General features: G+C 70.8%; 12 protein-coding genes. 9 read left to right on the forward strand and 3 right to left on the reverse strand.

The genetic code is table 11. The annotated features are described in order from the left end of the window. Nucleotides 1–21: 21 nt before the first annotated feature. The 3 genes from OG206_RS29455 to OG206_RS29465 all read right to left on the reverse strand — a co-directional run bounded on the left by OG206_RS29455 (nucleotide 22) and on the right by OG206_RS29465 (nucleotide 3,315). The gene (locus OG206_RS29455; protein ID WP_327121419.1) at nucleotides 22–660 is read right to left on the reverse strand and encodes a class I SAM-dependent methyltransferase; all 639 of its coding nucleotides are present in this window, start codon (nucleotides 658–660) and stop codon (nucleotides 22–24) included. Between the two features lie 22 nt (nucleotides 661–682). Beyond that, on the reverse strand, nucleotides 683–1,468 hold the full coding sequence (locus OG206_RS29460) for an SAM-dependent methyltransferase (RefSeq protein WP_327121421.1): 786 nt from the start codon (nucleotides 1,466–1,468) through the stop codon (nucleotides 683–685). Between the two features lie 134 nt (nucleotides 1,469–1,602). Continuing rightward, complete coding sequence (locus OG206_RS29465) at nucleotides 1,603–3,315, reverse strand: lysyl oxidase family protein (protein WP_327121423.1); 1,713 nt, start codon at nucleotides 3,313–3,315, stop codon at nucleotides 1,603–1,605. 443 nt (nucleotides 3,316–3,758) lie between these two features. On the opposite strand from OG206_RS29465, the gene OG206_RS29470 reads away from it, so the two are divergent. From OG206_RS29470 to OG206_RS29510, 9 genes are all read left to right on the forward strand, one after another. After that, nucleotides 3,759–4,520, forward strand: a complete 762-nt coding sequence (locus OG206_RS29470; RefSeq protein WP_327121425.1) for a DeoR/GlpR family DNA-binding transcription regulator — start codon at nucleotides 3,759–3,761, stop codon at nucleotides 4,518–4,520. A gap of 143 nt (nucleotides 4,521–4,663) precedes the next feature. Continuing rightward, nucleotides 4,664–6,022, forward strand: coding sequence for an ABC transporter substrate-binding protein (locus OG206_RS29475; protein WP_327121427.1), 1,359 nt, complete (start codon nucleotides 4,664–4,666; stop codon nucleotides 6,020–6,022). Then, a complete protein-coding gene (locus OG206_RS29480) occupies nucleotides 6,019–6,984 on the forward strand; it encodes a carbohydrate ABC transporter permease (RefSeq protein WP_327121429.1) in 966 nt (321 codons plus the stop codon). Before OG206_RS29475 ends, OG206_RS29480 begins: the two co-directional genes overlap by 4 nt. Next, complete coding sequence (locus OG206_RS29485; protein ID WP_327121431.1) at nucleotides 6,981–7,856, forward strand: carbohydrate ABC transporter permease; 876 nt, start codon at nucleotides 6,981–6,983, stop codon at nucleotides 7,854–7,856. Before OG206_RS29480 ends, OG206_RS29485 begins: the two co-directional genes overlap by 4 nt. Further along, nucleotides 7,856–8,845: a zinc-dependent alcohol dehydrogenase family protein gene (locus tag OG206_RS29490; RefSeq protein WP_327121433.1), complete on the forward strand. Its 990-nt coding sequence runs from the start codon at nucleotides 7,856–7,858 to the stop codon at nucleotides 8,843–8,845. The genes OG206_RS29485 and OG206_RS29490 overlap by 1 nt, the downstream gene beginning before the upstream one ends. After that, complete coding sequence (locus tag OG206_RS29495; RefSeq protein WP_327121435.1) at nucleotides 8,842–9,756, forward strand: PfkB family carbohydrate kinase; 915 nt, start codon at nucleotides 8,842–8,844, stop codon at nucleotides 9,754–9,756. The genes OG206_RS29490 and OG206_RS29495 overlap by 4 nt, the downstream gene beginning before the upstream one ends. 336 nt (nucleotides 9,757–10,092) lie before the next feature. Further along, nucleotides 10,093–10,515 carry a DUF6221 family protein gene (locus OG206_RS29500; protein ID WP_327121437.1) on the forward strand — a complete coding sequence of 141 codons (423 nt, stop codon included), beginning with the start codon at nucleotides 10,093–10,095 and terminating at the stop codon, nucleotides 10,513–10,515. Nucleotides 10,516–10,637: 122 nt separating this feature from the next. Then, on the forward strand, nucleotides 10,638–10,871 hold the full coding sequence (locus OG206_RS29505; RefSeq protein ID WP_327121439.1) for a hypothetical protein: 234 nt from the start codon (nucleotides 10,638–10,640) through the stop codon (nucleotides 10,869–10,871). 342 nt (nucleotides 10,872–11,213) lie between these two features. Then, nucleotides 11,214–11,792: a lamin tail domain-containing protein gene (locus OG206_RS29510; RefSeq protein WP_327121441.1), complete on the forward strand. Its 579-nt coding sequence runs from the start codon at nucleotides 11,214–11,216 to the stop codon at nucleotides 11,790–11,792. Nucleotides 11,793–11,905 lie beyond the last annotated feature (113 nt).

The following is an 11,905-nucleotide window of genomic DNA, read 5'->3' on the forward strand; positions in this document are numbered from 1 at the left end:
GCGGGGCCCCGGTGCACGTCGTCACAGCGGCTCCCGGAGGCAGTGGAGATAGAGGTGCGGCTCGGGCACGGCTCCGGGATGGGCGGGGGTGAACACCGCGTCGTGCTCCTGCGTGACGCTGAGGCCGGCGCCGGTCACGAGCGCCCTGCATTCCCCGGGGCCGAAACTGGTCACGCGTACCTCCTGGCCCATGAAGACGGCGTCCACGCCCTCGACGTCCAGCGGGATCGTGGCCAGTACCAGACGGCCGCCCGGCCGGAGCGCCCCGGCGAGCCGCCGGACCAGGGAACGCTGCTCGTCCCGCGACATCTGCAGGAGCGAGAAGTAGACACACACGGCGTCGAAGCCGGCCTCGGGCAGCGGGAATTCGCGGATGTCGGCGTTGCGGAACGTGGCGTCCGGGACCCGGCGGGCCGCCAGGTCGACCATGACCGCGGACACGTCGACACCCAGTACCTCGTGCCCGGCGGCCGCCAGTGTCCGGTCGGTCGGTCGGCCCGTGCCGCTGCCGACGTCCAGGATCCGGCTGTGCGGGGCCAGTTGACCCAGTAGCGTCTCCAGAGAGGCGTGATGGGCCCGCGAGCCGGCGAAAGCCGTCTCGTAGTCGGCACCGATGGCGTCGAACACGTCGGCCGCGGGCTGCCGCCGGTCTTCGGTCATGAGGACGTCCCCTTCCGGACGGTTACGGGATGCGGGCCACCGCGACGTACACGCCGCTCATCTCGGGACGCGGGGCCGGCGTGCCGCGGAACCACTCGGGGGCCGTCACCAGCCCCGGTTCGACGATGTCCATGCCCTCGAAGAACCGCTCGAACTCCGCGCGGGTGCGCAGGGCGAGCCGGATACCGCCCTTGCCGTACTCCGCCCTCCCCTGCTCGCCCCGCTCGGGGTTCACGTCCGACGCGCCCTGGGACAGGACCACGTAACTGCCCGGGCTCAGGGAGGCCGTCAGGGTGCGCACGATCCCCACGGGATCCAGGTCGTCGGGCAGGAAGTGGAGGAGCCCCAGCAGGGAGAGGGCGATGGGCCGGTCGAAGTCCAGGACCTTCCGGGCCGCGTCGATGATCGTCGCGGGTTCGAGCACGTCGGCGTGGACGTAGTCCGTCGCTCCCTCGGGGCGGCTGACGAGGAGGGCCTCCGCGTGCCGCAGCACGATCGGGTCGTTGTCGCAGTAGACGACCCGCGCGTCGGGCCTGATCTCCTGGGCGATCTGGTGCAGGTTCGGCGCCGTCGGGATGCCCGTGCCGATGTCGAGGAACTGACCGACGCCTTCACCGGCCAGCCACGCCGTCGCGCGGTTCATGAAGGCACGGTTCTGGAACGCGCCGGCCTTCGCCTCGGGCGGCAGCTGCTCGGCCACCGCCTGGTCCACCGGGTAGTTGTCCTTGCCGCCCAGCAGCGAGTCGTAGACGCGCGCCGAGTGGGGCCTGCTGGTGTCGATGGGGGGCTGAGGTATCCCGGTCGTCATGACGCGCTCCGTTGCAGATGGGTGAACCGCTCCACCTGCGAAGTCTGCCACAGCAACTCCGCTGCCAGCGGCACTCATTGAGGCGGGAGGGCAGGCCCGGGGGGAGCTTCCCCAGGGCCTGCCGCAGCGGGCTGTCAGTTGCCTCCGACCAGGCCGTGCGCGGGCACGGTCACCGTGCGCGCCCCGGGCCTGCCGCCCAGGACCACCTTGCGCAGGGCGCTGTTGTTGGTCAGGTTCGTCTCCTTGAGGCGCTTCTCCGGATTGGCCAGTACCTGGATGTAGTACGTGCCGTTCGCCAGGCCGGTGATGTCGAAGGACTGGCCAGGCAGGTCCTGGGTGTAGGTGTCACCGGACCCGATGTCGAGCACCTCCCGGACGGAGATGGAGTTCTCCTGGCCACAGGCGGTGGAGAGATCGGTGTTGCCCGGGTGCCAGTTGGCGTTCTTCACCGTGTAGTCGACGGCGTCCGTGTTGGCCAGGCAGAAGGCCTCCTTCCCGCTGCGCACGGTCTCCTTCTTGTCCGCCTTCAGGAGCCGGTAGCTCGCGAAGTCGGTGAAGTGCCAGTGCATGTGCCCCGGCCGGGGGTCCCACTCCATGGTGCCGGTCGGCGCGTACCCCACTTGCTTGCCCTTGGCGTCGTAGAAGTACTGATAGGCGTCCATCAGCTCCTTTCCGGGCTTGCGGAAGCCGTCGACCACGAGCTGGGCGGGGCCGGCGTTCCAGACGTTCGCGCTGAACGCCAGGTAGTCCCGGCCCGGGGTGGCGGGGTCGCCCCCGCCGATGGTGATGCCGTAGGCCGGCAGGGAGCGCAGGTCGGGCTTGGGCACGTCCGGAACCGTTGCCCTGCCGGTCGGACGTGCGGCCTCCGGCTGCGCCGCGGGTGCCCGGCGGGAGCCGTCCGTGCGGCCGGGCCCATCGCCGGTGGTGGCCCGGAGGCCCTGGCGCTTCACGGCCCAGGGCACGGCGGCGGGGGCGGGCGGGAAGGGGCCGTGGCCCACGTTGTACGAGGGCCCGGCGCCGGTCGTCGGGGCCACCGGCGCGGGTGTGCGTGCCGGCGCCATGCCGGAGTGGCCGGTGTGGTCCATGTGCCCGGAACCGTGCGCGGCGTGGGCTCCGGCGGCGGGGGCGGTCGGGTTCTCCTCCTCGAAACTGCGCTCACGCACGGTCAGGCGGATCTTCTGCGGCTTGTCGGCGATTTTGAACAGATCGCGGTAGCGCTTGGTCACGGCCACTTCGGCGGTGTACTTGCCGGCCGGGATCAGGACGGGCTTCCCGTAGTAGCCGGCGTAGGTGTTGGCGGCCCAGCCGTTCTCGACGCCCCACACCGAACCGAGCGTGAACGGGTTCGTGGGACAGCTCTCGGGGTACTTCGACCGCGCGGGTGCGTCCGGACGGATGCGGCCCGACGCGTTGTTCGGGCAGAACGACTCCGTGCGGGTCACGACGGTCTTGCCGGAGGCGTCCCGGACCGTGATCCGGATGAAGTCCGTGAGCCCGGTGAAGTCCTTCACCACACCCTTGGGCAGCACCTTCGTCCGGGTCTTCCTCCCCTCGTGGACGACCTGTGCGGCGACGACCGGATCGTTGTAGCCCTTCCGGGTGACCCGCAGTTCGAACGGGCCGCCCGCCGCGGTGAGGTACGTGCCGAGGTCCAGGTAGACGCCCGGCTCCTCCTTCCAGGAGTCGAGCGTCACCGACGTCGATGCGGCGACCAGGCCGAGCTGCGGGACCGGCCCGGCCTTCTTGCCGTCCGGTGCGGCGGCGACGACGCCGGCGGTCACCGTGATCGCGGCGGCGGCGGCGACCACCGGACGCCACAGGCGGTTGCGGGGGGTTCTGATGCTCATCGTTCTCCGATGTCCGGGTGCCCCGTGGGGCCGATGGAATCGCTTTGCCGGTGAGAGACGGCATCTGCCACCGCGGTTGTCCGAAGGCCCACGAAACACGCATGATTGGCCGGAATCACGCATCGAAGCATGTAATGAGACATTTTCGCGTCGTTTTACCCGTGATCTTGTGATGGGTGTGCTATCAGCCGCCCGTCCTCCATGACCGGTGTCGGGCGCGAAACGGGCGCCGTTCCCGCCGAAGCGGACGACCCCCGGCCGCGGGGCGACAGCCGAATCCCGGGCCACCAGGGCCTGTCGGCCGAGCGGAACGGGCACGAACGGGCACAGCCCGCTTCGCGAAGAAGCTGGTCGAACAGCCGTTCCTGCTTGTACAAACAATGCGTGGGCCCGAACGGACGCCGGGGCCAACCAGATTCCGTACCTAGCGCAAGGATGGTGGCGTGGGCACCGAGGAACGCCGACGAGCAATTCTCGAGACGGCCCGAGAGGAGGGCGCGGTCGAGGTGAACCTCCTCGCCGAGCGGTTCCAGGTGGCCAGGGAGACCATCAGGCGTGACCTGCACACCCTGGAGGAACACGGCCTCGTGCGGCGCACGCACGGAGGCGCCTACCCGGTGGAGAGCGCCGGCTTCGAGACCACCCTGGCCATGCGCACCACACACCACGTACCGCAGAAGTCCCGGATCGCGACGGCCGCCGCCGAGCTGCTCGGCGACGCCGAGACGGTCTTCGTCGACGAGGGCTTCACGCCGCAGCTGATAGCCGAAGCCCTGCCGAAGGACCGGCAGTTGACCGTCGTGACCGCTTCACTCGCCGTCGCGACGATCCTCGCGGACACCGAGAAGACCGCCGTACTCCTCCTCGGCGGACGCGTCCGGGGCGGCACCATGGCGACCGTCGACCACTGGGCCACACGCATGCTCGCCGACTTCGTCATCGACCTCGCCTACGTCGGTGCGAACGGCATCTCCCGCCAGTACGGGCTGACCACTCCCGACCCGGCCGTCGGCGAGGTCAAGGCGCAGGCCATGCGCAGTGCCCGCCGTCGCGTCTTCGCCGGGGTCCACACGAAGTTCGGGGCGGTCAGTTTCTGCCGCTTCGCGGGCGTCGGCGACTTCGAGGCCGTCATCACCGACACCGGCCTGCCGTCCGCGGAGGCCCAGCGTTACTCGCTCCTCGGCCCGAACGTCATCCGCGTCTGACAGCCGGCGGGCGCCGCCCGCACCCCATCGTCCCCGCCTCCGTCAGGGGGCAGGAGGGCGGCCCCGCCGTGCCCCGAACCGCCCGGAGCACCGGACGGCCACAGCTTCGATGTACGAGCCGCTACGACCGATCAGGAGAACTCATGCCCCACCAGCAACGGCGCCGTGGGACCCGCGCGCGTGCGTTCGCGGGCACGGCAGCCATGGCACTCCTCGCCGCCGGATGCGCCGGAGCAGGCGGCACCGCGTTCGGAGGAGGTGACGCACTGAACGTACTCATGGTGAACAACCCGCAGATGGTCCAGCTGCAGAAACTCACCGCGGAGCACTTCACCGAGGAGACCGGCATCAAGGTCCACTTCACCGTGCTCCCCGAGAACGACGTCCGCGACAAGATCAGCCAGGACTTCTCCAACCAGGCCGGCCAGTACGACGTGGGGACCATCAGCAACTTCGAGGTGCCCTTCTTCGCGAAGAACGACTGGCTGCACCCGCTCGACACCTACGCCGAGCAGGACACCGCCTTCGACCAGGACGACATCCTCGAACCGCTGCGCGACTCGCTCACCGCCGAGGGCAGGCTCTACGCCGAACCCTTCTACGGCGAGTCGTCCTTCCTCATGTACCGCAAGGACGTCTTCGAGGCCAAGGGCCTGACGATGCCGCCGGACCCCACCTGGCAGCAGGTGGCCGCGCTCGCCGCGCGGGCGGACGGCGCCGAACGCGGGATGAAGGGCATCTGCCTGCGCGGGCTGCCCGGCTGGGGCGAACTCATCGCGCCGCTGACGACCGTCGTCAACACCATGGGCGGTACCTGGTTCACCGAGGACTGGGAACCGCAGCTCACCTCACCGGAGTTCAAGAAGGCCACCCGCTTCTACGTGGACCTCGTGCGCAAGCACGGCGAGCGCGGCGCCTCCCAGTCCGGGTACGCCGAGTGCCTCAACAACATGACGCAGGGCAAGACCGCCATGTGGTACGACGCCACCGCGGGCGCCGGTTCGCTCGAAGCGGCGGGCTCCCCGGTCAAGGGGAAGATCGGCTACGTGCCGGCGCCGGTCGAGCGCACCAGGAGCTCGGGATGGCTCTACACGTGGGCCTGGGGCATCCAGAAGGCGTCCAAGAAGTCGGACGACGCCTGGAAGTTCGTCTCCTGGGCCTCCGGCAAGGAGTACGAGGCGCTCGTCGGCGAGACCAGCGGATGGGCCGACGTACCCGCCGGCAAACGGGCCTCCACCTACGACAACCCCGCCTACCGCGAGGCCGCCGGAGCCTTCGCGGACGTCACCGAGCGGGCCATCTCCCGCGCCGATCCGAAGAACCCCGGCACCCAGCCACGCCCCGTACCCGGCATCCAGTTCGTGGGCATCCCCGAGTTCACCGACCTCGGCACCCGGGTGGCACAGGAGATCAGTGCCGCCGTCGCAGGCCGCCAGTCCGTCGAGAAGGCGCTGGCCACCTCCCAGAAGCTGGCCGAACAGGTCGCCAAGGAGTACCGATGACCACAGCAGTCGGCACCACACCCCAGTCACCACCCCGGCCACCGGCCCCCGCCCGGCCGAAGCGGTCCGGTACGCGGGCCTGGGTCACCAGGGCCCCGCTGCTGCCCGCCCTCGTGTTCCTGATCGTCGTCACACAACTGCCCTTCGTGGCGACGCTGGTGATCTCCCTCTTCGACTGGAACTCCCTCAGCCCCGACGAACGCGCCTTCAGCGGGCTCGACAACTACGCGTACGTCTTCACCGACACCGCGCTCCGCGACTCGGTCCTCAACACGGTCCTGCTGACCGCGAGCGTCGTCATCGCCACCGTGGTCGTCGGCCTGGCGCTCGCCCTGCTGCTGGACCGCACGTTCTTCGGCCGCGGCATGGTCAGGACCCTGCTCATCACGCCGTTCCTGATCGTCCCGGTCTCCGCGGCACTGCTGTGGAAGCACGCCCTGTACAACCCGGAGTACGGCCTCCTCAACGGCGCCCTCAGCGGGATCGGCGAGCTCTTCGGCGACACCGACCCGGCCCAGCCGGACTGGATCGCGGACATGCCGCTGCTCGCGGTCGTCGCCGCGCTCGTCTGGCAGTGGACGCCGTTCATGATGCTGATCCTCCTGGCCGGGCTCCAGAGCCGGCCCGCCGAGGTCGTCGAGGCCGCGCGCCTCGACGGGGCGAGCGCCTGGCAGACCTTCCGCTACCTGACGCTGCCCCATCTGCGCAGGTACCTCGAACTCGGCGTCCTGCTCGGCGCCGTGTACATCGTGCAGAACTTCGACGCGGTGTTCACGATCACCGCGGGCGGACTCGGCACGGCCAACCTCCCGTACACGATCTACCAGACCTTCTACCAGGCCCATGAATACGGACTGGCGTCCGCGGCCGGAGTCGTCGTGGTGATCGGCACGATCATCATCGCCACCTTCGCGCTCCGGACCGTCTCGTCCCTCTTCAGTGAGGAGGCGACCCGCGCATGACCACTGCCACCCCACCCGCCGTCCCGTCCGTGTCCCGCGCCCCGCGCCGGGCACGACGCCGCTCCACCATGCTCGGTGTGCTGGCCTGGGCAGCCGGACTCGCCTTCTGCCTGCCGGCGCTCTGGATGCTGCTGACCTCCCTGCACGCCGAGCCCGACGCGGCGACGAACCCGCCGTCCCTCTTCGCGCCGCTCACCCTCGACGGCTACCGGACCTTCTTCGGCGCCGACACCGGCGTCACCCCCTGGCCGCCCCTGCTCAACTCGCTGGGCGCCTCGCTCTTCTCCACGGTCCTGGTGCTCCTGCTGGCGCTCCCGGCGGCGTACGCGCTCTCCATCAGGCGCGTACGCAAGTGGACGGACGTGATGTTCTTCTTCCTCTCCACGAAGATGCTGCCCGTCGTCGCGGGGCTGCTCCCCGTCTACCTGTTCGCCAAGAACGCCGGGATGCTGGACAACATCTGGCTCCTCGTCCTGCTCTACACCTCGATGAACCTGCCGATCGCGGTCTGGATGATGCAGTCCTTCCTGGCCGACGTCCCCGTGTCGGTCATCGAGGCGGCACAGGTGGACGGAGCACGGCTGCCGACGGTCCTGAGCCGGGTCGTCGCCCCCATGGCCGCGCCCGGCATCGCCGCCACCGCCCTGATCTGCTTCATCTTCAGCTGGAACGAACTGCTCTTCGCGCGGGTGCTGACCGGCGTCGTCGCCCAGACCGCGCCCGTCTTCCTCACCGGATTCGTCACCAGCCAGGGTCTCTTCCTCGCCCAGTTGTGTGCCGCCTCCGTCGTCGTGTCCCTGCCGGTGCTCGCCGCCGGCTACGCCGCCCAGGACAAACTCGTCCAGGGCCTGTCCCTCGGAGCAGTGAAATAATGCGGGCAGCGATCGTCGAAGCCCCCGGCAAGGTCTCCGTCACCACCGTCCCCGATCCGACGCCCGGACCGCGCGAGGTCGTCGTGTCCGTCGCCTCGTGCGGACTGTGCGGCACCGATCTCCATATCCTCCAGGGCGAGTTCGCGCCCACCCTGCCCATCGTCCCGGGCCACGAGTTCGCCGGGGAGATCGTCGGCGTCGGGCGCGACGTCACGGAACTCTCCGTCGGGGACCGGGTCGCCGTCGACCCCTCCCTGCACTGCCACGAGTGCCGGTACTGCCGCAACGGGCGCGGCAACCTCTGCGAGCGCTGGGCCGCCATCGGCGTCACCGTGCCGGGCGGCGCCGCCGAGTACGCCGTTGCCCCCGTCGCCAACTGCGTCAGGCTGCCCGAGCACATCGACGTGAAGGACGCGGCCCTGATCGAGCCGCTGTCCTGCGCCGTGCGCGGCTACGACGTGCTGAACAGCACGCTCGGTGCGGAGGTGCTGATCTACGGCTCCGGAACCATGGGCCTGATGATGCTGGAGCTCGCCAAGCGCACCGGCGCGGCCGGTGTGGACGTCCTCGACGTCAATCCCGAGCGCCTCGCCACGGCCGGGCTCCTCGGCTGCAGCCGTTCGGCCGCCGGGGCCGACGAGCTGGACCGGCCCGGCGGCTGGGACGTCGTCATCGACGCCACCGGCAACGCCGCGGCGATCCAGGACGGCCTGGGCCGCGTGGCGAAGGGCGGGACCTTCCTCCAGTTCGGAGTCGCCGACTACGCGACCACGGCGGTCATCGAGCCGTACCGGATCTACAACCAGGAGATCACCATCACCGGGTCGATGGCGGTCCTGCACAGTTACGAACGTGCCGCCGCGCTCTTCGCGGCCGGCGTCCTGGACCCGTCGGTCTTCATCAGCGACCGGCTGCCGCTGGACCAGTACCCGCAGGCGCTCGACCGCTTCAGGGCGGGCATCGGCCGCAAGATCGTGGTCGAGCCGTGACAGGTGGACCCGGCGCCGTCCTGGTGCTCGGCGAGGCGCTCATCGACCTCGTGCCCATGGACGGCGACGGGGCGACGCGGGCCGCCCGCTTCGGCGGCGCCCCGGCCAACGTCGCCGTCGGGCTCGCCCGGCTGGGGACCCGGGCCGTCTTCGCCGGCGGCCTGGGCGGTGACGGCTTCGCCCGCACGATCGAGGAGCGGCTGCGGGAGGCGGGGGCCGACGTCACGCTGTGCGCGCGCTCCGATCTGCCCACGGCGCTGGCCGTGGCCGAGCCGGGGTACCGCGGCACGGGCTATCACTTCCACCTCCAGGACACGGCGACGTTCCGGCTGCCGGACCTGTCGGCGCGGGCGGGACACTTCGGCGCCGTGTACGTGGGCGGGCTCGCCGCGGTCGTGGAGCCCGCGGCGAGCGCCGTACGGGCGACCGCGGCGGCCGCCGCCCGCCACTCCCTCCTGGTCGTGGACCCCAATGTCCGCCGGGACCGCACCCTGGGCACGGACGACGGCGCGGCGGCCCTGCGCGAGCTGTGCGCGCTCGCGCACGTGGTGAGGGCCAGCGACGAGGACCTGGAGCGGCTCTGGCCCGGCGCCGACCCGGCCGAGACCTGCCGCGCGCTGGCGGCCGGCGGCCGGCTGGTGATCCTGACCAGGGGCGCCCGCGGAAGTACGGCCTACACCGCGACGGGGCCGCCGGTCTCGGTGGCGGCGACGCCCGTGGACGTCGTCGACACCATCGGGGCGGGCGACGCCTTCACTGCGGGCTTCCTCAGCAGGATGGGCGCCCTCGGCCCCTTCACGGCGGAGCCGGACCCGGAGCGGCTGCGGGACATGCTGTCCTACGCCTCGCGGGCCGCCGCGTCGGTGTGCGGGTCGGCGGGTACCGCGCCCACGGTGCCCGCGGAGGACTGACGGGATCCGGGCGGGCCCTCGACATACGCGCCCGCGCACGGGTGCGCATGCCGGCTGTGTGGCCTGGAGTCCCGATGGCAGCGGAACGCCCGACGCCCTGTCGCCGGTGCTCGCCCAGGCCGCGGTGAGTGCCGGCGGCGTGGTCCTCGGGGTCGACCCGGAGGCCTCGTACCGGCCGGTGACGGCCCGCTGTGGTGTCCGTCATGCGGAACCCGCCCGGTGCCGAGTGCGCCCACGGGGTACGGGTGAGGCATCCTCTGCTGGTCGGGCAGAACGGGTCCGCGGCGGAGTGTGGATGTCCGTCGCGGTCTGTGACGGAGAAGGATGCGGAACCAGATGGCAGAGAACTCGGACCTGTTGGTCTTCGTGCGGGCGCGCCTCGCCGATGAGGAACGCATCGCGCGGGAAGCGGGAGGGGACGGCTGGCGTACACCGGCCGAGGCGCCGGGCGAGGTGCACGACCGCACCAGCGGCATCGCGTTCGTCGTGCGGTCGCGTGCGTACGACCGCCACATCGCCTACCAGGACCCTGCGCGCACCCTGCGCCGCATCGAGACCACCAGGGTCCTCCTGGACGAGTACGAGGAGATCGCGGCGATGGACACCGACCGTCCCGCCCAGGACTTCACCTCGGGACGGGCCGTCGGTCTCGGGTTCGTCGTCCGTCAGATGGCCGCGGAGCACGCGGGCCACCCCGACTACCGGGTGAAGTGGCTGCCCCGGTTCTCCCACTGGGGTCCGTCCGCCGATACGGAGTAGCCGGACCGGCCGGACGGCGCCGGCCGGACCGCGCACGCGTCCGGCCGGCTGAGTAGCCGGCCCGGGGGTGTCTGAGTACGTCACCCGATCCCGGCCGGCCTTCCCGCTGGTCGAATGGGGTCATGGCCCCCGACGCGCCGACGCGCCCCCGCATCCGGACCCTCACCACCGCCGGTACGGCACTCGCCGTGACCCTGCTCCCGCTGGCCGCCGGCGTGCTGCTGGCCAGGTCCATGGCCCTCGATCCCATGGCGCCCGTGAACGCGCTGGTCATCAACGGCGGACAGCGTGCCCGCCTCGCCCCGTCCCGCTGGGTCCTGAAGGCTCGAACGCGCGAACTCCTTTCCAGGCGGTAATGAAACCTTTGTCCAGGAAAGCGCTGTCCCTTTTGTTACACGCGTCGGCCCTGAGCAGGCACGGGTGCCCGGGGGGCGGGCCAGGTGCGAACGGGGTGCCATGACCAGGTGAACGGCGCCCGGAACGGGTCGGTGCAGCGATCAACGGTTGACAGGTCTACGACCGGGGGAATCCGTGCGGAGTGCAGTTGTGTGTGACAGAAATGTCCGCACTTTGTCACACGAACCAGGGCACCTTTCGGCCACCGCGAAAGCCGGACAAAGTTTGCGTTCCCGGCACCGACGCCGGGGTCGGAAAACGCCCGGCACCTTCGTACCGGGCCTGCATGATGAGGGGTTTCCATGTCCCGTTCCGCACGACGGATCACCGCCACCGTTCTCGCCTCCGGCGCCCTGCTCGCCGCAGCGGCCCTCCCGGCTTCGGCCGACGGCCGGGACCACGGCCACAACCGGCCGGCTCAGCGCTCGGCGGTCGTCCTCGGAGCGATCCAGTACGACAGCCCCGGTCGCGACAACGGTTCCAACCGCAGCCTGAACGCCGAGTGGGTCACCGTCACGAACACCGGCCGCCACTCCGTCAACCTCCGTGGCTGGACGCTGAGTGACGAGAGCAACCGCACGTACCGGTTCGACCTGCGGCTCCCGGGCCGCTCCTCCGTCCGGGTCCACACCGGAGTAGGGCGCGACACCGCTCGCGACGTCTACCAGGACCGTCGCAACTACGTGTGGGACAGCCGGGACACCGCGACGCTGCGCGACAACCGCGGTCGCAAGATCGACTCCGAGTCCTGGGGCCGTCACCACGGCGGCAACAACCACGGTCACGGCGGCAGCAACGGCCACCAGGGTGGCAACCACAACGGCCACAACGGCCACAACGGTGGCAACAGCCACGGTGGCGGCCCCCGCGGCAACCGCTGACCAATACCCGTAGGGGGACGCGGCGTCTCCCCTGAATGACACCGATGCGGCGCACCACGGATCGATCCCGTGGTGCGCCGCACTCGTGCGGGCAGCCCGCGCGCCCCGAGCCG

Origin of the sequence: Streptomyces sp. NBC_01341 (genome assembly GCF_035946055.1) — a bacterium.
GTDB lineage: Bacteria > Actinomycetota > Actinomycetes > Streptomycetales > Streptomycetaceae > Streptomyces.

Excerpts from the sequence above, each read along its gene's own strand:
- OG206_RS29465 (WP_327121423.1), bottom strand. The coding sequence starts at position 3,315 with ATGAGCATCAGAACCCCCCGCAACCGCCTGTGGCGTCCGGTGGTCGCC.
- OG206_RS29485 (WP_327121431.1), top strand. The coding sequence starts at position 6,981 with ATGACCACTGCCACCCCACCCGCCGTCCCGTCCGTGTCCCGCGCCCCG.
- OG206_RS29500 (WP_327121437.1), top strand. The coding sequence starts at position 10,093 with ATGGCAGAGAACTCGGACCTGTTGGTCTTCGTGCGGGCGCGCCTCGCC.
- OG206_RS29480 (WP_327121429.1), top strand. The coding sequence starts at position 6,019 with ATGACCACAGCAGTCGGCACCACACCCCAGTCACCACCCCGGCCACCG.
- OG206_RS29505 (WP_327121439.1), top strand. The coding sequence starts at position 10,638 with ATGGCCCCCGACGCGCCGACGCGCCCCCGCATCCGGACCCTCACCACC.
- OG206_RS29490 (WP_327121433.1), top strand. The coding sequence starts at position 7,856 with ATGCGGGCAGCGATCGTCGAAGCCCCCGGCAAGGTCTCCGTCACCACC.
- OG206_RS29455 (WP_327121419.1), bottom strand. The coding sequence starts at position 660 with ATGACCGAAGACCGGCGGCAGCCCGCGGCCGACGTGTTCGACGCCATC.
- OG206_RS29475 (WP_327121427.1), top strand. The coding sequence starts at position 4,664 with ATGCCCCACCAGCAACGGCGCCGTGGGACCCGCGCGCGTGCGTTCGCG.
- OG206_RS29510 (WP_327121441.1), top strand. The coding sequence starts at position 11,214 with ATGTCCCGTTCCGCACGACGGATCACCGCCACCGTTCTCGCCTCCGGC.
- OG206_RS29460 (WP_327121421.1), bottom strand. The coding sequence starts at position 1,468 with ATGACGACCGGGATACCTCAGCCCCCCATCGACACCAGCAGGCCCCAC.